This window comes from Enterobacter cloacae complex sp. 2015409 (assembly GCF_041365315.1).
Taxonomy (GTDB): domain Bacteria; phylum Pseudomonadota; class Gammaproteobacteria; order Enterobacterales; family Enterobacteriaceae; genus Enterobacter; species Enterobacter pseudoroggenkampii.
Genome location: NZ_JBFTVM010000002.1, coordinates 321,028 through 343,149, shown reverse-complemented (window position 1 = coordinate 343,149; position 22,122 = coordinate 321,028). Strand labels below are relative to the sequence as shown.

At 57.7% G+C, this 22,122-nt stretch carries 16 protein-coding genes; 13 read left to right on the top strand and 3 right to left on the bottom strand.

Annotated elements, in window-relative coordinates; genetic code table 11:
* Positions 1-23 precede the first annotated feature (23 nt).
* The 3 genes from thiB to thiQ are packed head-to-tail and all read left to right on the top strand — an operon-like array spanning position 24 to position 3,278.
* On the top strand, positions 24-1,007 hold the full coding sequence (thiB, locus tag ACDO57_RS15290) for a thiamine ABC transporter substrate binding subunit (protein WP_370884217.1): 984 nt from the start codon (positions 24-26) through the stop codon (positions 1,005-1,007).
* Entirely contained in the window at positions 983-2,593 is a 1,611-nt protein-coding gene (thiP, locus tag ACDO57_RS15285) for a thiamine/thiamine pyrophosphate ABC transporter permease ThiP (RefSeq protein ID WP_370884216.1), read from the top strand. The genes thiB and thiP overlap by 25 nt, the downstream gene beginning before the upstream one ends.
* Positions 2,577-3,278 (top strand): thiamine ABC transporter ATP-binding protein ThiQ, encoded by a 702-nt coding sequence (gene thiQ, locus ACDO57_RS15280; RefSeq protein WP_024907442.1) that lies wholly within the window; start codon positions 2,577-2,579, stop codon positions 3,276-3,278. The genes thiP and thiQ overlap by 17 nt, the downstream gene beginning before the upstream one ends.
* 32 nt (positions 3,279-3,310) lie before the next feature.
* Here thiQ and ACDO57_RS15275 read toward each other — a convergent pair whose 3' ends face one another.
* Both ACDO57_RS15275 and araC read right to left on the bottom strand, forming a co-directional pair.
* Entirely contained in the window at positions 3,311-4,078 is a 768-nt protein-coding gene (locus ACDO57_RS15275; protein ID WP_024907441.1) for a DedA family protein, read from the bottom strand.
* Between the two features lie 128 nt (positions 4,079-4,206).
* Entirely contained in the window at positions 4,207-5,052 is an 846-nt protein-coding gene (gene araC / locus ACDO57_RS15270; protein ID WP_370884215.1) for an arabinose operon transcriptional regulator AraC, read from the bottom strand.
* A 337-nt stretch (positions 5,053-5,389) separates the two neighbouring features.
* Here araC and araB point away from each other — a divergent pair, with 337 nt between their 5' ends.
* The 6 genes from araB to rluA all read left to right on the top strand — a co-directional run bounded on the left by araB (position 5,390) and on the right by rluA (position 15,533).
* Positions 5,390-7,099, top strand: a complete 1,710-nt coding sequence (gene araB, locus ACDO57_RS15265; protein WP_370884214.1) for a ribulokinase — start codon at positions 5,390-5,392, stop codon at positions 7,097-7,099.
* Positions 7,100-7,109: 10 nt separating this feature from the next.
* The gene (araA, locus tag ACDO57_RS15260) at positions 7,110-8,612 is read left to right on the top strand and encodes an L-arabinose isomerase (protein ID WP_032649842.1); all 1,503 of its coding nucleotides are present in this window, start codon (positions 7,110-7,112) and stop codon (positions 8,610-8,612) included.
* Positions 8,613-8,698: 86 nt separating this feature from the next.
* Positions 8,699-9,394 carry an L-ribulose-5-phosphate 4-epimerase gene (gene araD, locus ACDO57_RS15255; protein ID WP_290094457.1) on the top strand — a complete coding sequence of 232 codons (696 nt, stop codon included), beginning with the start codon at positions 8,699-8,701 and terminating at the stop codon, positions 9,392-9,394.
* 74 nt (positions 9,395-9,468) lie between these two features.
* Complete coding sequence (gene polB / locus ACDO57_RS15250) at positions 9,469-11,826, top strand: DNA polymerase II (protein ID WP_290094456.1); 2,358 nt, start codon at positions 9,469-9,471, stop codon at positions 11,824-11,826.
* A gap of 128 nt (positions 11,827-11,954) precedes the next feature.
* A complete protein-coding gene (gene rapA, locus ACDO57_RS15245) occupies positions 11,955-14,861 on the top strand; it encodes an RNA polymerase-associated protein RapA (RefSeq protein ID WP_061715982.1) in 2,907 nt (968 codons plus the stop codon).
* 12 nt (positions 14,862-14,873) lie between these two features.
* A complete protein-coding gene (gene rluA / locus ACDO57_RS15240) occupies positions 14,874-15,533 on the top strand; it encodes a bifunctional tRNA pseudouridine(32) synthase/23S rRNA pseudouridine(746) synthase RluA (protein WP_008502014.1) in 660 nt (219 codons plus the stop codon).
* A 29-nt stretch (positions 15,534-15,562) separates the two neighbouring features.
* On the opposite strand, the gene djlA is transcribed toward rluA, so the two are convergent.
* Positions 15,563-16,378 (bottom strand): co-chaperone DjlA, encoded by an 816-nt coding sequence (gene djlA, locus ACDO57_RS15235; RefSeq protein ID WP_008502016.1) that lies wholly within the window; start codon positions 16,376-16,378, stop codon positions 15,563-15,565.
* 239 nt (positions 16,379-16,617) lie between these two features.
* Here djlA and lptD point away from each other — a divergent pair, with 239 nt between their 5' ends.
* From lptD to rsmA, 4 genes are read left to right on the top strand one after another with little or no spacing between them, the layout of a single operon-like run.
* Positions 16,618-18,975, top strand: coding sequence for an LPS assembly protein LptD (lptD, locus tag ACDO57_RS15230; protein WP_024907434.1), 2,358 nt, complete (start codon positions 16,618-16,620; stop codon positions 18,973-18,975).
* 53 nt (positions 18,976-19,028) lie between these two features.
* Positions 19,029-20,315, top strand: a complete 1,287-nt coding sequence (gene surA, locus ACDO57_RS15225; protein ID WP_267215259.1) for a peptidylprolyl isomerase SurA — start codon at positions 19,029-19,031, stop codon at positions 20,313-20,315.
* Positions 20,315-21,301 (top strand): 4-hydroxythreonine-4-phosphate dehydrogenase PdxA, encoded by a 987-nt coding sequence (gene pdxA / locus ACDO57_RS15220; protein ID WP_148768868.1) that lies wholly within the window; start codon positions 20,315-20,317, stop codon positions 21,299-21,301. The genes surA and pdxA overlap by 1 nt, the downstream gene beginning before the upstream one ends.
* Positions 21,298-22,119: a 16S rRNA (adenine(1518)-N(6)/adenine(1519)-N(6))-dimethyltransferase RsmA gene (gene rsmA / locus ACDO57_RS15215; protein WP_023310362.1), complete on the top strand. Its 822-nt coding sequence runs from the start codon at positions 21,298-21,300 to the stop codon at positions 22,117-22,119. The genes pdxA and rsmA overlap by 4 nt, the downstream gene beginning before the upstream one ends.
* Positions 22,120-22,122: the final 3 nt, after the last annotated feature.

The window sequence follows — 22,122 nt, the reverse complement described above, 5'->3', positions numbered from 1 at the left end:
GCCACTCAACTTTGAGGTGCAAAGTGTTAAAAAAAGTTCTCCCCCTGCTGGCGCTTTTTGCGCTGCCTGCTTTTGCGAAGCCCGTCCTGACGGTCTACACCTATGACTCCTTCTCTGCCGACTGGGGCCCGGGCCCGGTGGTCAAAAAAGCCTTTGAAGCCGACTGCAACTGCGAGCTGAAGTTCGTGGCGCTGGAAGATGGCGTTTCGCTGCTCAACCGTCTGCGCATGGAAGGGAAAAACAGCAAGGCTGACGTGGTGCTCGGGCTGGATAACAACCTGCTGGAAGCCGCCTCGCAGACCAAACTGTTTGCCAAAAGCGGCGTCGCGTCGGATGCCGTTAACGTGCCTGGCGGCTGGAAGAACGACACCTTTGTGCCGTTCGATTACGGCTACTTTGCTTTTGTTTATGACAAAAATAAGCTGAAAAACCCGCCGAAGAGTCTGAAAGAACTGGTCGAAAGTGACCAGAAATGGCGCGTGATTTATGAAGATCCGCGGACCAGCACGCCGGGCCTCGGTCTGCTGCTGTGGATGCAAAAGGTCTACGGGGATAAAGCACCGGAAGCGTGGCAGAAGCTGGCCGCCAAAACCGTCACCGTGACCAAGGGCTGGAGCGAAGCCTATGGTCTGTTCCTGAAAGGTGAAAGCGACCTGGTGCTGAGCTACACCACCTCTCCGGCCTACCACATTATCGCCGAGAAGAAAGACAACTACGCTGCGGCGAATTTCACTGAAGGGCACTATCTGCAGGTGGAAGTGGCCGCGCGTACCGCCGCCAGCAAACAGCCGGAGCTGGCCGAGAAGTTCCTGAAGTTCATGGTTTCACCGGCGTTCCAGAATGCGATTCCCGCAGGCAACTGGATGTATCCGGTCACTAACGTTGCGCTGCCAGCAGGTTTTGAGCAGCTGACCAAACCAACAACCTCGCTGGAGTTTACGCCGCAGCAGGTCGCCGCGCAGCGTGCCGCATGGGTAAGTGAATGGCAACGCGCCGTCAGCCGTTGATTCCCGGCTGGCTACTTCCCGGGCTGCTCGCCGCCATAGTGATGGTGGTGGTCAGCCTGGGGGCTTTTCTTGCACTGTGGTTCAACGCGCCAGAGAGCGATCTGCTCGCCCTCTGGCACGACAGTTACCTCTGGCACGTAATCCGGTTCTCCTTCTGGCAGGCGTTTCTTTCTGCCCTGCTCTCGGTGATCCCGGCCATTTTTCTGGCGCGCGCCCTGTATCGGCGGCGTTTTCCCGGCAGGCAGGCCCTGCTGCGCCTGTGCGCCATGACGCTGATACTGCCCGTGCTGGTGGCGGTATTCGGCATTTTGAGCGTTTACGGTCGCCAGGGCTGGCTGGCATCGCTGTTCGGCCAGCTTGGTCTGGAATGGTCATTCTCGCCTTACGGACTGCAGGGCATCCTGCTGGCACACGTCTTTTTCAATATGCCGATGGCAACGCGCCTCTTCTTGCAGGCGCTGGAGAACATTCCCGGCGAGCAGCGCCAGGTTGCCGCCCAGCTCGGCATGCGCGGCGTGTCGTTCTTCCGCTTTGTCGAATGGCCGTGGCTGCGCCGCCAGATCCCGCCCGTGGCGGCATTAATCTTCATGCTCTGCTTTGCCAGCTTTGCCACCGTGCTGTCGCTCGGCGGCGGGCCGCAGGCCACCACCATTGAGCTGGCGATTTACCAGGCGCTGAGTTACGACTACGATCCCGGTCGCGCCGCGCTGCTGGCGATAGTCCAGATGACATGCTGCCTTGCCCTGGTCCTGTTGAGCCAGCGGCTGAGTAAAGCCATTCCTGCAGGCAGTCACCAAATAACCGGCTGGCGCGATCCGCAGGACAGCCTGCACAGCCGCGTCAGCGATTTTATCCTGATCGGGCTGGCACTCCTGCTTCTGTTGCCGCCGCTGCTGGCCGTTATCGTTGACGGACTGAACCTCAATCTCCTGTCTGTCCTGCAACAGCCCATCCTCTGGCAGGCCACCTGGACCTCGCTGCGTATCGCGCTGGCTGCCGGATTACTGTGCGTCATCCTGACCATGATGCTGCTGTGGAGCAGCCGTGAGCTTTACGCCCGCCAGGCGCAAAAAGCCGGACAAATGCTGGAGCTGACGGGCATGCTGATTCTGGCGATGCCGGGGATCGTGCTGGCGACGGGCTTCTTTTTGCTGTTCAACAGCACCATCGGCCTGCCGGAAAGCGCCGACGGCATCGTGATCTTTACCAACGCCTTAATGGCCATCCCTTATGCGCTCAAGGTGCTGGAAAACCCGATGCGCGACGTCAACAGCCGCTACAGTTTGCTGTGCCAGTCGCTGGGCATGCAGGGCTGGCAGCGGCTGAAGGTGGTCGAACTGCGCGCGCTAAAACGTCCGCTGGCACAGGCGCTGGCATTTGCCTGCGTGCTCTCTATTGGAGACTTTGGGGTCGTGGCGCTGTTCGGCAATGACGATTTCCGCACGCTGCCCTACTGGCTCTATCAGCAAATCGGCTCTTACCGCAGTCAGGACGGCGCGGTCACCGCGCTGTTACTGCTGCTGCTGTGCTTTGCCTTATTTACCGTTATCGAGAAACTTCCGGGGCGTGATGTTAAAACTGACTGATGTAACCTGGCTTTATCAGCATCTGCCGATGCGCTTCACGCTCTCCGTGCGCCAGGGAGAGATGATCGCCGTGCTTGGCCCAAGCGGCGCAGGAAAAAGCACGCTGCTTAATCTCGTTGCGGGTTTTCTGCAGCCGGCAAGCGGATCGATCGTCATAGATAACCGGGATCATACCCACACGCCGCCCGCAAAACGTCCTGTCTCAATGCTGTTTCAGGAAAACAACCTTTTTACCCACCTGACGGTGCGGCAAAACATCGCGCTGGGAATGCACCCGGGACTCAGGCTGAACGATGACCAGCGCCATAAGCTGGAGATCATTGCCGCACAGATGGGGATCACCGGGTTTATCGACAGGCTGCCGGGCGAGCTCTCCGGCGGCCAGCGTCAGCGCGTGGCGCTGGCACGTTGTCTGGTGCGCGAACAGCCGATACTGCTGCTGGATGAGCCGTTCTCGGCGCTCGATCCCGCGCTGCGTCAGGAGATGCTGGCCCTGGTGCAGGAAGTCTGTCAGCGCCAGCAACTGACGATGCTGATGGTTTCGCACAGTATTGAGGATGCCGCACGGATTGCGCCGCGATCGGTGGTCGTTGCTGAGGGGCGAATTGCGTGGGATGGGAAGACGGAAGAGCTGCTCAGTGGTCAAGCGGGGGCGTCTTCACTGTTGGGCATTCGCGCGGTCTGATGCCCTCTCCCACGGGGAGAGGGAAATAGTCCTTAACGACTGACTACTTTCAATAAAATCTCACCGTACACCGGCATCAGCGGGTGACGAATCAGCGCCACCAGCGCCACCGCCGCCACGCCCAGCGTTAGCGGGGCCAGCCAGAGCAGGCGAGTACGCGGGAGGTAGCGCGTCAGGCGATCGATATTTGCTTTCCCGCTGCGCCACAGCCGCCAGCAGAGCCATGCCGCCAGCCACAGTAGCACAGCCGTGCCCAGCAGCAGCCACTTAAACTCACCGCTTTGCATACCGTCAGGAATATCAATGGCAGCACCCGCGAGGATCCCCGGCAGGAAGTAGAACGGCGGCCAGAAGACGCAGCCGATAATGTTCGGCACCACGAATTTCGCGACGGGCAGATCCAGCATCCCCGCCACCATCGGCACCAGCGGACGCGTTGGCCCAACGAAGCGGCCGACGAGGATGGTAAACATGCTGTGCTGGTGCAGCGCATGCTCGGTCTTATCCAACAAGGCTTTGTTCTTTTTCATGAACGACCAGCGGTGCAGCGGCTTCTTAAAGCGCCAGCCCAGCCAGAAGGAGATCCAGTCGCCCAGCAGGCAGCCGATAATCCCGGCCAGCCACGCCTGCCAGAAATTGACCTCGCCGCTGCCGATCAGCGCGCCAAGCCCCGCCATCATCACGGTGCCGGGCAGGATCAGCCCAACCAGCGCCAGCGACTCCAGAAACGCCACCAGCGCCACGGCGATGAGTGAGTACATAACGGACTGGGTAATAAAATGTTCCAGCAATGCCTGCATAACTATTCCGGTCAGAAAACGAATCAGCGATTCTGCTTAGCGCCCCGCACCGCGTCAAGGCAACAATTGTCTGAATAGTTTACAGGTTGCTTCCCGCATTCACCTGTTTGTTTATCTTTTTTTACCGTTTATTCACATCCCGCGCGGAATTCACTCGGGCTGGCACCGGTACATTTTTTAAATACCCGGGAGAAATAGAGCTGATCCTCAAAGCCCACGTTGCGCCCCACGGTGGCGATGGGCATCCGGGTGGTGCTGAGCAGCAGCTTCGCCTGGCTGATCCGCTGGTCCTCGCGCCAGCTCAACACGCTGACGCCCAGCTGCTGGCGAAACAGATGCGACAGACGCGACGGCGAAAGGCAGACGTGCTGGGCAACGCTGGCGATATCAAACTGGCTGTCAGCAAGGTGGTCGCTGATGTACTGGCAGGCGTCGCGCACGCGGTTATCCAGCGGCGGGTTAAGCGACTCGTTAATTGCCTCCATCCGTCGCAGCAGCAGCTGTTCGAGCAGGTTAATCGCCAGCAGTTCAGCGTAACGACCACCGGCCTGTCCCGCCTCGATAATCTGCGCAAAAAGCTCGCGAAACTGCGCCAGATGAACCTCATCCGGGCGATAAAAACCGGTGTGCGCAAAAATAGCCGGCCAGGAAAGCCACTCCTGCCAGTAGGCGCGCGGACGGAAGTAGACCCACTGGTGATACCACTCTTTGGCATCCGGATGACGGCCATAGTGGTGGATCTCCCCCGGCGGGAACAGCAGGATATCGCCGGGGCGGCAGACAAACTGCTGGTCACCGTTCTTGATGCTCCCTTCCCCTCGCACGGTCAGGTTGAGGATATATCCTTTCATCCCAAGCGGTCGGTCGACGTAAAAGTCGAGATATCCCTCAGCCTCGATAGGGGTCAGTCCCGCCACAAGGTGCGCGTTAAACGAGTATCCCGGCAGCAGGGGATCGTTTTGCGTTTCGGCCATAGATTCAGTTCTCCCAAGGGTCCTGAAGGAAACCAATTGTCCATATCATTAAAAGCAGCTTAAAAATGGCCCGCGAAAAGATCCAAAAAGCATCACGCCGCTTTTACGTCCGCCATGTTTCAGCCTTTCCCCCTGATTTCTCCGCCTGAGCAGGTAGATAAGCAGTAACAAAAGTGTCTATAAGTGCGGCAGAAATGTCCACATTGAATATTTGCACGGCGTCACACTTTCCGTTGTAACAGCAATTTAGTCCATAAGATTAGCGGATCCTGCCTGACGACTTTTGTCCCCAGTCTCTAATGTTCTTCCATACCTCTTTTTTCGATGGAGCAACACCATGGCAATTGCGATTGGCCTCGATTTTGGCAGCGACTCGGTTCGCGCGCTGGCAGTGGACTGTACGTCCGGCCAGGAGATAGCAACCAGCGTTGAGTGGTACCCGCGCTGGCAAGAGGGGCGCTACTGCGATGCGCCAAACAACCAGTTCCGCCACCACCCGCGTGACTACATTGAGTCGATGGAAGCGGCGATCAAAACCGTCCTGGCTGAACTGTCGGACGCCCAGCGGGCTGAGATTGTCGGCATTGGCGTCGACAGCACCGGCTCCACGCCGGCCCCTGTGGATGCCGAAGGCCGCGTGCTGGCGCTGCGTCCTGAGTTTGCCGACAACCCGAACGCCATGTTCGTGCTGTGGAAAGACCATACCGCCGTGGAAGAGGCCGAAGCCATTACCCGCCTGTGCCATCAGCCGGGCAAAACGGACTACTCGCGCTACATCGGCGGAATTTATTCCAGCGAATGGTTCTGGGCCAAGATCCTCCACGTCACCCGTGCCGACGCAACCGTTGCGCAGGCTGCAGCGTCATGGGTTGAGCTATGCGACTGGGTGCCTGCCCTGCTCTCCGGCACCACGCGTCCACAGAATATCCGCCGCGGTCGCTGCAGCGCCGGGCATAAATCCCTGTGGCATGAAAGCTGGGGCGGCCTGCCTCCGGCCGCGTTCTTCGATGAGCTCGACCCGATCATCAACAAGAGCCTGACATACCCGCTGTTTACCGACACCTTTACCGCCGATATTCCCGTTGGCACCCTCTGTGAGGAGTGGGCGACGCGTCTCGGTCTGCCGCAGAACGTGGCGATCTCCGGCGGCGCGTTTGATTGCCATATGGGCGCCGTGGGCGCGGGCGCGCAGCCAAACACGCTGGTCAAAGTCATCGGGACCTCCACCTGCGACATCCTGACGGCGGATAAAGCCACCGTCGGCGACCGCGCGGTGAAAGGCATCTGTGGCCAGGTTGACGGCAGCGTGGTGCCGGACTTCATCGGTCTGGAGGCCGGTCAGTCCGCGTTTGGCGATATCTACGCCTGGTTTGGCCGCGTGCTGGGCTGGCCGCTGGATCGGCTGGCGGCGGCGCATCCTGAACTGAAAACCCAGATAGCAGAGAGCAAAAAGCAGCTTCTGCCGCAGCTCACCGAAGCCTGGGCCAAAAATCCGTCTCTCGAACACCTGCCGGTGGTGCTGGACTGGTTTAACGGCCGCCGCACGCCGTTTGCCAACCAGCGCCTGAAAGGGGTGATCGCGGATCTCAATCTGGCGACCGACGCGCCTGCGCTGTTCGGCGGACTGATTGCCGCAACGGCCTTCGGTGCCCGCGCCATTATGGAGTGCTTCACCGAGCAGGGCATCGACGTGAACAACGTGATGGCGCTGGGCGGCATCGCCCGTAAAAACCCGGTGATCATGCAGGCCTGCTGCGACGTGCTGAACCGTCCGCTGCAGATTGTGGCCTCCGATCAGTGCTGCGCGCTGGGCGCGGCGATTTTCGCCGCCGTGGCCGCAGGCGTTCATGCGGATATCCCGACCGCGCAGCAGCACATGGCGAGCGCCGTCGAAAACACACTCCAGCCGCGTACTCAACAGGCACAACGCTTTGAACAGCTTTATCAGCGCTACCAGCAATGGGCAAAAAGCGCCGAACTTCACTATCTCCCTGTCGCCGCCCCGGCCAAAAGCACCGCGGACACTACGGCAACCCTGACCCATTAAGGACACGATGATGACCATTTTTAATAATTATGAAGTGTGGTTTGTGATTGGCAGCCAGCATCTGTATGGACCGGAAGCACTGCAGCAGGTGACGAAACATGCGGAGCACGTCGTTAACGCGCTGAACGCGGAAGCCAAACTGCCGTGCAAACTGGTGCTGAAACCGCTGGGCACGACGCCGGATGAAATTACCCACATCTGCCGCGACGCCAACTACGACGATAAATGCGCCGGCCTGGTGGTGTGGCTGCACACCTTCTCACCCGCCAAAATGTGGATCAACGGCCTGTCTATCCTCAACAAACCGCTGCTGCAGTTCCATACCCAGTTCAACGCCTCCCTGCCGTGGGACAGCATCGACATGGACTTTATGAACCTGAACCAGACCGCGCACGGCGGCCGCGAGTTCGGCTTCATCGGCGCGCGTATGCGTCAGCAGCACGCGGTGGTCACCGGCCACTGGCAGGATGGCAAGGCGCAACAGCGTATCGGCTCCTGGATGCGTCAGGCGGTCTCTAAACAGGACACCCGCCACCTGAAAGTGGTACGTTTCGGGGACAACATGCGTGAAGTGGCGGTCACCGACGGCGACAAAGTGGCCGCGCAGATCAAGTTCGGCTTCTCCGTGAATACCTGGGCCGTGGGCGACCTGGTGCAGGTGGTGAATGAAATCAGCGACGGCGACGTGAGCGCGCTGGTGGACGAATACGAAAGCAGCTACCGCCTGACGCCTGCGGCACAAATTAACGGCGACAAGCGCCAGAACGTGCTGGACGCGGCGCGCATCGAGCTGGGCATGAAGCGCTTCCTGGAACAGGGCGGCTTCCACGCCTTTACCACCACCTTTGAAGATCTCCACGGCCTGAAACAGCTGCCGGGTCTGGCGGTACAACGTCTGATGCAGCAGGGCTACGGCTTTGCGGGCGAAGGCGACTGGAAAACTGCCGCTCTGCTTCGCATCATGAAGGTGATGTCGACCGGTCTGCAGGGCGGCACCTCCTTTATGGAGGACTACACCTACCACTTCGAAAACGGCAACGACCTGGTGCTCGGCTCGCACATGCTGGAAGTGTGTCCTTCCATCGCGGTAGAGGAAAAACCGATCCTCGACGTGCAGTACCTCGGCATCGGCGGTAAAGCCGATCCGGCGCGTCTGATCTTCAACACCCGCACGGGCCCGGCCATCAACGCCAGCCTGATCGACCTTGGCGATCGTTTCCGCCTGCTGGTGAACTGCGTCGATGCGGTTGAAACGCCACATTCTCTGCCGAAACTGCCGGTCGCCAACGCCCTGTGGAAAGCACAGCCTGACCTGCCAACCGCCTCAGAGGCCTGGATCCTGGCCGGTGGCGCGCACCACACGGTGTTCAGCCACGCGCTGGATCTGAACGACATGCGTCAGTTCGCCGAGCTGCACGACATCGAGCTTACCGTGATTGATAACGATACCCGCCTGCCCGCCTTCAAAGACGCGCTGCGCTGGAATGAAGTCTATTACGGTTCAAAACGCTAAGCCCTGAATGCCCGGTGGCACTGCGTTTACCGGACCTACGGTTTCGTAGGCCGGATAAGCGAAGCGCCATCCGGCAGGAGACAACTATGTTAGACGATCTCAAACGTCAGGTGCTCGAAGCCAACCTGGCGCTGCCGAAACATAATCTGGTGACCCTGACCTGGGGCAACGTCAGCGCCGTTGATCGGGAAAAAGGCGTGTTCGTGATTAAGCCTTCCGGCGTGGATTACACGGTGATGACCGCAGACGATATGGTGGTTGTCAGCCTCGAGACCGGCGAAGTGGTGGAAGGTAAGAAAAAACCGTCCTCCGATACGCCCACTCACCGCCTGCTCTATCGGTCATTCCCGACCATCGGCGGCATCGTGCATACCCATTCGCGCCATGCCACCATCTGGGCGCAGGCGGGCCAGTCCATCCCGGCGACCGGTACCACACACGCGGACTACTTTTACGGCACCATTCCCTGCACGCGTCTGATGACCGATGCAGAAATCAACGGCGAGTATGAGTGGGAAACCGGCAACGTGATTGTCGAAACCTTTGAAAAACAGGGGATCGACGCGGCGCAGATGCCCGGCGTGCTGGTGCACTCCCACGGCCCGTTTGCCTGGGGGAAAAACGCGGAGGACGCGGTGCATAACGCCATCGTGCTCGAAGAGATCGCCTATATGGGGATCTTCTGTCGCCAGCTGGCACCGCAGCTGCCGGATATGCAGCAAACCCTGCTGGATAAGCATTACCTGCGCAAGCACGGTGCGAAGGCCTACTACGGGCAGTAAGCTGTATATAAACCCAGCATTAAAATCTTAACCAGGCTATAATCAGGCCTGGTTTTGTTTTCTGGGATAACGGCGTGGCGCAGGCGCAAGAAGGTTTTTTACTGACCCGACACTGGCGGGATACCCCTCAGGGCACCGAGGTCGCGTTCTGGCTGGCGACGGACAACGGTCCGCTGCACGTTACGCTGCCCCCGCAGGAATCCGTGGCCTTTATTCCTGAAGCCCACGTCGAAAAAGTGAAACAGCTGCTGCGCGGCGAAAACGGCTGGCGCATTACCCCGCTTGAACTGAAGGATTTCCACCGCCAGCCGGTTTACGGCCTCTACTGTCGCGCCCATCGCCAGCTGATGCGCTATGAAAAACTGCTCCGCGAGGCGGGCGTGACGCTCTACGAAGCCGATATCCGCCCGCCGGAACGCTTTCTGATGGAGCGGTTCATTACCGCCCCCGTCTGGGTTGATGGCATCGAACAAAACGGCGGCGTCGTTAACGCGCGCCTGAAGCCGAATCCGCACTATCGCCCACCGCTGAAGTGGGTCTCCCTGGATATCGAAACCACCCGTCACGGCGAACTGTACTGCATTGGCCTGGAAGGCTGCGGCGATCGGGTTGTCTATATGCTCGGGCCGCCGAATGGCGATGCGTCCGCGCTGGATTTCCGGCTTGAGTACGTCAACAGCCGCCCGCAGCTGCTGGAGAAGCTTAACCAGTGGTTTGCCGACTACGATCCCGATGTTCTGATCGGCTGGAACGTGGTGCAGTTTGACCTGCGCGTGCTGCAAAAACACGCCGAGCGCTACCGCATCCCGCTGACGCTCGGGCGCGGCAACAGCGAGCTGGAATGGCGCGAACACGGTTTTAAGAACGGCGTTTTCTTCGCACAGGCGAACGGCCGCCTGATTATCGACGGCATCGAGGCGCTCAAATCCGCCTTCTGGAGCTTCTCTTCCTTCTCCCTTGAAGCAGTGGCGCAGGAGCTGCTTGGCGAAGGTAAATCCATCGATAACCCCTGGGACAGAATGGACGAGATCGACCGGCGCTTTAACGAAGACAAGCCCGCGCTCGCCACCTATAACCTGAAAGACTGCGAGCTGGTCACGCAGATATTCCACAAAACCGAGATTATGCCCTTCCTGCTGGAGCGCGCGACGGTGAACGGCCTCGCGGTCGACAGGCACGGTGGCTCGGTTGCCGCCTTTAGCCACCTCTATTTTCCCCGGATGCACCGGGCAGGTTATGTCGCCCCTAACCTCGGGGACGTGCCGCCGCAGGCCAGCCCCGGCGGCTACGTCATGGATTCCCGGCCAGGATTGTATGACTCCGTTCTGGTCCTGGACTACAAAAGTCTGTACCCGTCGATCATCCGTACCTTCCTGATCGATCCCGTCGGGCTGGTTGAGGGCATGGCCCAGCCGGATGATGAGCACAGCACCGAAGGCTTCCTCGGCGCACGCTTCTCGCGGGAAAAACACTGTCTGCCTGACATCGTGGGAAACATCTGGAACGGCCGCGACGAGGCCAAGCGCCACGGTAACAAGCCGCTATCACAGGCGCTGAAAATCATCATGAACGCCTTTTACGGCGTGCTGGGCACCAGCGCCTGCCGCTTCTTCGACCCGCGGCTGGCGTCGTCGATCACCATGCGCGGGCACGAGATCATGCGCCAGACCAAAGCGCTGATTGAATCCCGGGGCTATGACGTCATCTACGGCGACACCGACTCCACCTTTGTATGGCTTAAGGGCGCGCATTCGGAAGAAGACGCCGCGCAAATCGGTAAAGCGCTGGTCGCCTTCGTGAACGACTGGTGGCAGGAACATCTGCAGAAAGCGCGGTTAACCAGCGCGCTGGAGCTGGAATTTGAAACCCATTTCGCCCGCTTTTTAATGCCCACCATTCGCGGTACCGATCAGGGCAGCAAGAAGCGCTACGCCGGGCTGATTCAGGAAGGCGACGCGCAGCGGATGGTTTTTAAAGGGCTCGAGACAGTGCGTACCGACTGGACGCCGCTGGCGCAGCAGTTCCAGCAGACGCTCTATCTTCGGGTGTTCCGCAATGAGCCCTATCAGGACTATGTGCGCGAGACGATAGCCAGCCTGATGGCGGGCGAACTTGACGCGCAGCTGGTGTACCGCAAGCGCCTGCGCCGCCCGCTGGCGGAGTACCAGCGTAACGTTCCTCCGCACGTACGCGCCGCGCGTCTCGCGGATGAAGAAAACGTACGCCGCGGCCGCGCGCCGCAGTATCAAAACCGGGGGACCATCAAATACGTCTGGACCATTAGCGGCCCGGAACCCGTGGATTATCAGCGTTCTCCGCTGGATTACGAACACTATCTGACGCGTCAGCTTCAGCCGGTTGCCGACGGAATTTTGCCCTTCATCGACGATGATTTTGCTACACTAGTGACAGGGCAACTTGGCCTATTTTGACGCGTGACGAAATGGCTGCCATCCAGTACCATAGCGCCCTTTCCATTCCCGGACCCATTTTTCGATGACCGTCTTTTTTGACGGGGGTCGAACTATTGCCTGCAATTAAAGATTAGAGCCGAACAACTATGCCTTTTACACTTGGTCAACGCTGGATCAGCGATACAGAAAGCGAACTTGGATTAGGAACCGTCGTAGCAATCGATACGCGTATGGTTACCCTCCTCTTCCCAGCCACCGGTGAAAACCGTCTGTACGCTCGCAATGACTCCCCTGTAACCCGCGTGATGTTTAATCCGGGTGACACCGTGACCAGCCATGACGGCTGGCAGCTCAAGATTGAAGACGTAAAAGAAGAGAATGGACTGCTCGCCTACATTGGGACTCGTCTGGACACCGACGAGGCCAATGTCATCCTGCGCGAAGTGCTGCTCGACAGCAAGCTGGTGTTCAGCAAGCCGCAGGACCGCCTGTTTGCCGGGCAAATCGACCGTATGGATCGCTTCTCCCTGCGCTATCGCGCGCGTAAGTTCCAGAGTGAACAGTACCGCATGCCGTGGAGCGGCCTGCGCGGCCAGCGCACCAGCCTGATCCCCCACCAGCTGAACATCGCCCATGACGTGGGCCGTCGCCATGCGCCGCGCGTGCTGCTGGCAGATGAAGTGGGTCTGGGTAAAACCATCGAAGCGGGCATGATCCTGCATCAACAGCTGCTTTCCGGGGCTGCCGAACGCGTGCTGATTGTGGTGCCAGAAACCCTGCAGCACCAGTGGCTGGTCGAGATGCTGCGCCGCTTTAACCTGCGTTTCTCGCTGTTCGACGACGAACGCTACGCCGAAGCGCAGCACGATGCGGACAACCCGTTTGAAACCGAACAGCTGGTGATTTGCTCCCTGGACTTCGTGCGCCGCAGCAAGCAGCGTCTTGAGCATCTGTGCGATGCTGAATGGGACCTGATGGTGGTCGACGAAGCTCACCACCTGGTCTGGAGCGAAGATGCGCCGAGCCGCGAATATATGGCTATCGAGCAGCTTGCCGAACGCGTGCCAGGTGTCCTGCTGCTGACCGCAACGCCGGAGCAACTGGGGCTGGAAAGCCACTTTGCCCGTCTGCGCCTGCTCGATCCAAACCGTTTCCACGACTTTGCGCAGTTCGTGGAAGAACAGAATAACTACCGTCCGGTGGCGGATGCCGTCGCCATGCTGCTGGCGGGCAAGCGTCTTTCAAATGACGAACTCAACACCCTGAGCGATCTGATTGGCGAGCAGGATATCGAGCCGCTTCTGCAGGCCGCGAACAGCGAGAGCGACAATGCGGAATCCGCGCGTAAAGAGCTGATCGACATGCTGATGGACCGCCACGGCACCAGCCGCGTGCTGTTCCGAAATACCCGTAACGGCGTCAAAGGCTTCCCGAAACGCGAGCTGCACACCATCAAGCTTCCGCTGCCGACGCAGTATCAGACGGCGATTAAAGTCTCCGGCATTATGGGCGCGCGCAAAACCCAGGAAGAGCGCGCCCGCGACATGCTTTATCCGGAACAAATCTACCAGGAATTTGAAGGCGATACCGGCACCTGGTGGAACTTCGATCCGCGCGTGGAGTGGCTGATGGGCTACCTGACCGCACACCGCTCCCAGAAAGTGCTTGTGATCTGCGCCAAAGCGGCCACCGCGCTGCAGCTGGAGCAGGTCCTGCGCGAGCGCGAAGGTATTCGTGCCGCCGTGTTCCACGAAGGCATGTCCATCGTCGAGCGCGACCGCGCCGCGGCGTGGTTCGGGGAAGAGGACAGCGGCGCGCAGGTTCTGCTGTGCTCGGAAATCGGCTCTGAAGGCCGTAACTTCCAGTTCGCCAGCAACCTGGTGATGTTCGATCTGCCGTTTAACCCGGATCTGCTGGAGCAGCGTATCGGCCGTCTGGACCGTATTGGTCAGGCGCATGATATTCAGATCCACGTGCCGTATCTGGAAAAAACCGCGCAGTCCGTGCTGGTACGCTGGTTCCACGAAGGTCTGGACGCGTTTGAACATACCTGCCCGACGGGCCGCACCATTTACGATCAGGTGCATGGCGATCTGATCGGCTACCTGGCCGCGCCGGAAAACACCGACGGCTTTGACGATCTGATTAAGTCCTGCCGCGAGAAGCACGACGCGCTGAAAGCGCAGCTGGAACAGGGTCGCGATCGCCTGCTCGAGATCCATTCCAACGGCGGTGAAAAAGCGCAGGCGCTTGCTGAGAGTATTGAAGAGCAAGATGATGACACCAGTCTGATCAGCTTCTCCATGAACTTGTTCGACATTGTCGGCATCAACCAGGACGACCGTGGCGAGAACCTGATTGTCCTGACCCCGTCCGATCACATGCTGGTTCCGGATTTCCCGGGCCTGCCGGAAGATGGCTGTACCATCACCTTCGAGCGTGACGTGGCGCTGTCCCGCGAAGATGCCCAGTTTATCACCTGGGAACACCCGCTGATCCGTAACGGTCTGGACCTGATCCTCTCCGGCGATACCGGCAGCAGCACCATCTCCCTGTTGAAAAACAAGGCGCTGCCTGTCGGCACCCTGCTGGTAGAGCTGATCTACGTTGTGGAAGCGCAGGCGCCGAAACAGCTGCAGCTCACCCGCTTCCTGCCGCCAACGCCGGTCCGCCTGCTGCTGGACAAAAACGGCACGAACCTGGCCGGACAGGTCGAGTTCGAAAGCTTCAACCGACAGCTGAGCGCGGTGAACCGCCATACCGGCAGCAAGCTGGTTAACGCGGTCCAGCAGGACGTGCACGCTATTCTGCAACTGGGCGAAACCCAGATTGAGAAAGCGGCCAGAGCGCTGATTGACGCTGCGCGTAGTGAAGCCGATGAGAAACTGTCTGCGGAGCTGTCGCGTCTGGAAGCGTTAAAAGCCGTCAACCCGAACATTCGTGACGACGAGCTGGCGGCGATTGAAAGTAACCGTCAGCAGGTGCTGGAAAGCCTGAATCAGGCGAGCTGGCGTCTGGATGCCCTGCGTCTTATCGTTGTGACGCATCAGTAAACGGAGCGCAAGATGGTGATGGAGCCTTACAATCCGCCGCAGGATCCCTGGCTGGTCATTCTGTATCAGGATGAACACATTATGGTGGTCAACAAGCCCAGCGGCCTGTTGTCCGTGCCGGGGCGTCTGGATGAGCACAAAGACAGCGTGATGACGCGCATTCAGCGCGATTATCCGCAGGCGGAGTCTGTCCATCGCCTGGACATGGCCACCAGCGGCGTGATTGTGGTGGCGTTAAATAAGGCGGCGGAACGCGAGTTAAAACGTCAGTTCCGCGAGCGCGAGCCGAAAAAGCAGTATGTCGCCCGCGTCTGGGGCCACCCCGCGCAGGCGGAAGGGCTGGTGGATTTACCGCTGATCTGCGACTGGCCGAACCGGCCAAAGCAGAAGGTGTGCTACGAAACCGGCAAGGCCGCGCAGACCGAGTATGAAGTGCTGGAGTATGCGCCGGATAATACCGCGCGCGTCCTGCTTAAACCGATTACCGGACGTTCACACCAGCTTCGCGTGCATATGCTCGCTCTGGGTCATCCGATTCTGGGCGACCGCTTCTACGCGCCGCCTGAAGCGCTGGCCTTAGCGCCACGTCTGCAGCTGCACGCGCAGACGCTCACTATCACCCATCCGGCCTTCGGTAACGCGATGACGTTTAAAGCCCCGGTGGACTTCTAAAAAAAAGCCCGACACCGTCGGGCTTTTTCTTATTTGAAACCTTTCTTCTCTTTAATGAGCTCGTACGCCTTCTGGATTTCCTGCGCTTTTTGCTTCGCCATCTCCATCATTTCTGGCGGCAGGCCTTTCGCGACCAGTTTGTCCGGATGATGCTCGCTCATGAGCTTACGATAGGCACGTTTAATCGTGGTCTGATCGTCAGAGGGCTTTACGCCAAGCACGTTGCAGGCATCTTCCAGCGTCGGTCCACGCTGCGCCTGCTGCCAGGCACCGCCGGACGACTGCTGGTGATAGCCGCCGCCAAACTGCGCCCCGCCCTGCATCATGCGCAGGAACTGGTCGAACTGCATACGGGAGATGCCCAACTCTTCCGCAATGACGTACAGCACATCACGTTCATTAGGGTGAAGTGAACCGTCGGCGAAGGCCGCCTGGATTTGAATTTCCAGAAACATCCGAATTAAATCAAAACGTCCGAAGCAGATGCTGCGGAACTGACGCATTTTTTCGCGAAGCGGATAGTTATCCGATTTACCGATGCGAAACGCATTTTGCGCTTCCAGACGGGAATCGCCATGCAGGTTCATACGATCCATAAAAACGCTGGCAATCTGAATATCGGCTTCTGTGACACGCCCTTTGGATTTGGTTAAGTGCCCCATCACCTCAAAGGTGGTGGAGAAAAAGAGTGACTGACGCTCGCGCTGATTGGCAAACCAGGCCATTTTGCGGCTGCGCGCCTTATCAAACATATGGCCGATAATAAGTCCAAGCACAATCCCCCAGAACCCGGCACCCATGATGATGGCGAACGCAACGCCGATTATTTTACCCCAATACTGCATATACTCCCCGGATAGTCATATTCCTGGCCGACGCAACGTCATCATCACTGTGTTCAAGTCACGGTCAATTGAAGGACATCGCCTATAATTTGCTTTATCATACTCGTCATTCGATAGCGAGCCTAACACTCTGGCACGCAAACGGGCAGGATTAACGCTGGTACTGCGCAGATGAGTAAGATAGTCTCTGAGCGTTTGTAAGCCGTAGCCACTGATGACGGAACAATAAAATACAACGTATGAAAAAACGTATCCCCACCCTTCTGGCCACAATGATTGGCTCCGCCCTGTATAGTCAACAGGGGCTGGCGGCCGATCTCGCCTCGCAGTGTATGCTTGGCGTCCCAAGTTATAATCGCCCACTGGTGAGTGGCGATACAAATAGCTTGCCGGTAACCATTACTGCCGACAGTTCGAAAGGGACTTACCCTGACAATGCCACGTTTACGGGCAATGTGGATATTAACCAGGGTAATAGCCGCCTGCAGGCAGATGAAGTGCAATTGCACCAGAAGCAGCCGGAAGGTGCGGCCGAGCCGGTACGAACGGTGGATGCGCTGGGTAATGTGCACTATGACGACAATCAGGTCATCCTGAAAGGTCCGAAAGCCTGGTCAAATCTGAATACTAAAGATACTAACGTCTGGGAAGGTGATTACCAGATGGTGGGTCGCCAGGGGCGCGGTGACGCAGACCTGATGAAACAGCGCGGCGAAAACCGCTATACGATCCTGGAAAATGGTACATTCACGTCGTGTCTGCCGGGTTCAAATACCTGGAGCGTGGTCGGAAGCGAGGTTATCCATGACCGCGAAGAACAGGTCGCAGAGATCTGGAACGCCCGCTTCAAACTGGGTCCAGTGCCCATATTCTACAGCCCTTATCTGCAGCTTCCCGTGGGTGACAAACGTCGCTCCGGCTTCCTGATCCCAAATGCCAAATACAGCACCACGAACTACTTTGAGTTCTACCTGCCGTATTACTGGAACATCGCGCCAAACATGGATGCGACGATCACGCCGCACTATATCCACAAGCGCGGCAACATCATGTGGGAGAACGAGTTCCGCTATCTGACACACGCTGGTGCAGGTCTGATGGAGCTGGATTACCTGCCGTCGGATAAAGTCTTCCAGGATGAGCATCCGACCGAAGGTAATAAACACCGCTGGATGTATTTCTGGCAACATTCCGGTGTGATGGATCAGGTCTGGCGTTTCAACGTCAACTACACCAAGGTGAGTGACCCGAACTACTTCAACGATTTCTCGTCAAAATACGGTTCGAGTACTGACGGTTATGCCACGCAGATCTTCAGCGCAGGCTATGCGGTGCAGAACTTTGATGCGACAGTAACAAGCAAGCAGTTCCAGGTATTTGATAGCCAAACGGCGAGTACCTATGGCGCTGAGCCACAACTGGACGTTAACTGGTACCAGAACGACGTGGGTCCATTCGACACCCGTATTTATGGTCAGGCGGTGCATTTTGTAAACACAAATTCCAATATGCCGGAAGCCACCCGCGTTCACCTGGAGCCCGTAATCAACCTGCCATGGTCAAATGACTGGGCAAGTCTGAACACGGAAGCTAAGCTGATGGCGACCCACTATCAGCAGAAAAATATCGATGATTACAACGCGAATCCAAACAATACCGGTCACCTGGAAGAATCCGTAAACCGTACGCTTCCGCAGTTCAAAATGGACGGCAAGCTGATCTTCGAACGCAATATGGGTCTACTGGCGGATGGCTATACCCAGACGCTGGAGCCACGTATGCAGTATCTGTACGTGCCTTATCGCGATCAGAGCAATATTAATAACTACGACTCCTCATTACTGCAGTCTGACTATAGCGGCCTGTTCCGCGACCGTACCTACGGTGGCCTTGACCGCATCGCCTCGGCAAACCAGGTAACGACCGGGGTCACATCGCGCGTTTATGATGATGCTGCCGTTGAACGTTTTAACGTTTCTGTTGGTCAAATCTACTATTTCACCGAGTCTCGCACGGGCGATGACAATATTAAGTGGGAGAAAGATAACAAAACAGGTTCGCTGATTTGGGCTGGTGACACCTACTGGCGTATGACCGACCGTTGGGGTCTGCGCGGTGGCGTGCAATATGACACCCGTCTCGACAATATCGCCAACAGTACAGCGGCCATTGAGTATCGCCGGGATGAAGACCGTATGGTGCAGTTGACCTATCGTTATGCCAGCCCGGAATATATTCAGGCCACATTGCCAAACTACGGCAATGGAGAACAGTATAAAGACGGTATTTCGCAGGTCGGTGGTGCAGCAAGCTGGCCAATCGCCGATCGCTGGTCAGTCGTTGGCGCTTACTACTTTGACACCAACACTCATAAAGCAGCTGACCAGATGGTGGGTCTGCAATATAACTCCTGCTGTTACGCGCTGCGTGTCGGTTACGAACGTAAGCTTAACGGCTGGGATACTAACAACAATCAGAGCAAATACGATAACGTGATTGGCTTTAACTTCGAGCTACGCGGCCTGAGTTCCAACTACGGTCTGGGTACGCAGAAAATGCTGCGCTCGAATATTCTGCCATACCGTACTTCCTTGTAATGTGCTTGATTTGCAACGTAATCCGCTTTGCGGTTAATTGAAATGGAAAAAGTATGAAGAACTGGAAAACGCTGCTGCTCGGTGTCGCTATGGTTGCGAATACCAGCTTCGCGGCCCCCCAGGTTGTTGATAAAGTCGCTGCTGTGGTTAACAACGGCGTCGTGCTTGAAAGTGACGTTGACGGTCTGATGAAATCGGTGAAGCTCAATTCGGGCGAAGCCGGTCAACAGCTTCCGGATGACGCCACGCTGCGCCACCAGATCCTGGAGCGTCTGATCATGGATCAGATCGTTCTGCAGATGGGGCAGAAAATGGGTGTGAAGGTCACTGACGAGCAGCTCGATCAGGCGATCGCTAACATCGCGAAGCAGAACAATATGTCTTTAGATCAGATGCGCAGCCGTCTGGCCTATGACGGCATCAGCTACGCCACCTACCGTAATCAGATCCGTAAAGAGATGCTGATTTCAGAAGTACGTAACAACGAAGTGCGTCGCCGCGTCACTATCCTGCCTCAGGAAGTGGACGCGCTGGCAAAACAGGTGGGTAACCAGAACGATGCGAGCACAGAGCTGAATCTGAGCCACATTTTGATTCCACTGCCAGAGAACCCAACGTCCGATCAGGCTGCGGAAGCAGAAAGCCAGGCGCGTTCTATTGTTGAACAGGCGCGTAACGGCGGCGACTTTGGCAAGCTGGCCATCACCTACTCCGCTGACCAACAGGCGCTGAAAGGCGGCCAGATGGGCTGGGGACGTATTCAGGAGCTGCCATCCATCTTTGCCCAGGCGCTGAGCACGGCGAAGAAAGGGGATATCGTCGGTCCTATCCGTTCAGGCGTGGGCTTCCACATTCTGAAGGTGAACGATCTGCGCGGCCAGAGCCAAAATATCTCCGTCACCGAAGTTCACGCTCGCCACATTCTGCTGAAACCGTCACCGGTCATGACTGACGATCAGGCGCGTGCGAAGCTGGAACAGATCGCAGCAGACATTAAGAGCGGTAAAACCTCGTTTGCGAAGGCCGCAAAAGAGTTCTCTCAGGATCCTGGCTCTGCTAACCAGGGCGGCGATCTGGGCTGGGCGGCTGCGGATATTTACGATCCTGCCTTCCGTGACGCGTTGATGAAGCTGAACAAAGGCCAGATGAGCACGCCGGTCCACTCTTCGTTTGGCTGGCATTTGATCGAGCTGATGGACACCCGTAACGTTGATAAAACGGATGCGGCACAGAAAGACAGAGCCTACCGTATGCTGTTTAACCGTAAGTTCTCTGAAGAAGCAGCCACCTGGATGCAGGAACAACGCGCCAGTGCTTACGTGAAAGTGCTGAGCAACTAATGAAACAGCATCGTGTTGTTATCACGCCCGGCGAACCCGCCGGGATTGGGCCTGACCTCGTTGTCCAGCTCGCCCAGCTCAGCTGGCCGGTAGAACTGGTTGTCTGCGCCGATGCAACACTGTTACAAGACCGGGCAACACTGCTCGGTCTGCCTTTAACGCTCATCCCTTACGTTGAAGGCCAACAGCCTGCACCACAGCAAGCCGGTACGCTTACCCTTCTCTCTGTTCCCCTTCGAACGCCGGTCATTCCGGGTCAGCTCAGCACGGAAAACGGCCACTATGTCGTTGAAACCCTTGCGCGCGCCTGCGACGGTTGCCTGAAGGGCGAATTTGCCGCTCTGATTACCGGCCCCGTTCACAAAGGCGTGATCAACGAAGCGGGCATACCGTTTACCGGGCATACGGAGTTCTTCGAAGAGCGCTCGCACAGTCCGAAAGTGGTGATGATGCTAGCGACCGAGGAGATGCGTGTTGCTCTCGTGACAACCCATCTGCCCATTAAGGCCATTCCGGATGCCATCACCCCGGAGCTGCTGCGGGAGATCATCGGGATCCTGCATCATGACCTGCAAACCAAATTCGGCATCAAGCAGCCGCACGTTCTGGTTTGCGGCCTGAATCCACACGCCGGTGAAGGCGGGCACATGGGCACCGAAGAGATCGACACCATTATTCCGGTTCTCAACGAAATGCGGGCGAAGGGGATGAACCTCAGCGGGCCGCTGCCTGCAGATACCCTTTTCCAGCCAAAATACCTGGATAATGCCGACGCCGTGCTCGCGATGTACCACGATCAGGGCCTGCCCGTGCTAAAATACCAGGGCTTTGGCCGCGGGGTGAATATCACCCTCGGTTTACCCTTTATTCGAACGTCCGTTGACCACGGTACTGCGCTTGATCTGGCAGGCCAGGGGAAGGCGGATGTCGGCAGTTTTATTACGGCGCTTAATCTCGCCATCAAAATGATTGTTAATACTCAATGACTAATCGAGTCCATCAGGGCCACTTAGCCCGTAAACGTTTCGGGCAAAACTTCCTTAACGATCAGTTCGTGATCGAAAGCATTGTCTCGGCTATTAATCCACAAAAAGGCCAGGCGATGGTCGAAATCGGCCCGGGCCTTGCCGCACTGACCGAGCCGGTAGGCGAACGCCTCGACGAACTGACCGTCATCGAACTGGACCGCGATCTGGCCGCACGCCTGCAAACGCACCCGTTCCTCGGGCCGAAGCTGACCATCTATCAGCAGGATGCCATGACCATGAACTTTGGCGAACTGTCGGAAAAAATGGGCCAGCCGCTGCGCGTTTTCGGCAACCTGCCGTACAACATCTCCACGCCGCTCATGTTCCACCTCTTTAGCTATACTGATGCCATTGCCGACATGCACTTCATGTTGCAAAAAGAGGTTGTTAACCGTCTGGTTGCAGGCCCGAACAGTAAAGCGTATGGTCGTTTAAGCGTGATGGCACAATATTACTGCAACGTGATCCCGGTACTCGAAGTACCGCCGTCAGCGTTCACACCACCACCGAAAGTGGATTCAGCGGTTGTTCGCCTTGTGCCGCACAAGACGAAACCGTATCCGGTTAAAGATCTGCGCGTACTGAGCCGCATTACCACAGAAGCCTTTAACCAGCGCCGTAAAACGATCCGTAACAGCCTGAGCAATTCGTTTACCGTAGAGGTGTTAGCCGAGCTGGGGATCGACCCGGCAATGCGTGCGGAGAATATTTCCGTAGAGCAGTACTGCAAGCTGGCTAATTACATCAGCGATAATGCGCCGCCGAAGGAGAGTTAAGCC

Excerpts from the sequence above, each read along its gene's own strand:
- araC (WP_370884215.1), bottom strand. The coding sequence starts at position 5,052 with ATGGCCGAAACGCAAAACGATCCCCTGCTGCCGGGATACTCGTTTAAC.
- rsmA (WP_023310362.1), top strand. The coding sequence starts at position 21,298 with ATGACTAATCGAGTCCATCAGGGCCACTTAGCCCGTAAACGTTTCGGG.
- surA (WP_267215259.1), top strand. The coding sequence starts at position 19,029 with ATGAAGAACTGGAAAACGCTGCTGCTCGGTGTCGCTATGGTTGCGAAT.
- ACDO57_RS15275 (WP_024907441.1), bottom strand. The coding sequence starts at position 4,078 with ATGCAGGCATTGCTGGAACATTTTATTACCCAGTCCGTTATGTACTCA.
- djlA (WP_008502016.1), bottom strand. The coding sequence starts at position 16,378 with ATGCAGTATTGGGGTAAAATAATCGGCGTTGCGTTCGCCATCATCATG.
- araB (WP_370884214.1), top strand. The coding sequence starts at position 5,390 with ATGGCAATTGCGATTGGCCTCGATTTTGGCAGCGACTCGGTTCGCGCG.
- araA (WP_032649842.1), top strand. The coding sequence starts at position 7,110 with ATGACCATTTTTAATAATTATGAAGTGTGGTTTGTGATTGGCAGCCAG.
- rluA (WP_008502014.1), top strand. The coding sequence starts at position 14,874 with ATGGTGATGGAGCCTTACAATCCGCCGCAGGATCCCTGGCTGGTCATT.
- araD (WP_290094457.1), top strand. The coding sequence starts at position 8,699 with ATGTTAGACGATCTCAAACGTCAGGTGCTCGAAGCCAACCTGGCGCTG.
- rapA (WP_061715982.1), top strand. The coding sequence starts at position 11,955 with ATGCCTTTTACACTTGGTCAACGCTGGATCAGCGATACAGAAAGCGAA.
- pdxA (WP_148768868.1), top strand. The coding sequence starts at position 20,315 with ATGAAACAGCATCGTGTTGTTATCACGCCCGGCGAACCCGCCGGGATT.
- lptD (WP_024907434.1), top strand. The coding sequence starts at position 16,618 with ATGAAAAAACGTATCCCCACCCTTCTGGCCACAATGATTGGCTCCGCC.
- thiQ (WP_024907442.1), top strand. The coding sequence starts at position 2,577 with ATGTTAAAACTGACTGATGTAACCTGGCTTTATCAGCATCTGCCGATG.
- thiP (WP_370884216.1), top strand. The coding sequence starts at position 983 with ATGGCAACGCGCCGTCAGCCGTTGATTCCCGGCTGGCTACTTCCCGGG.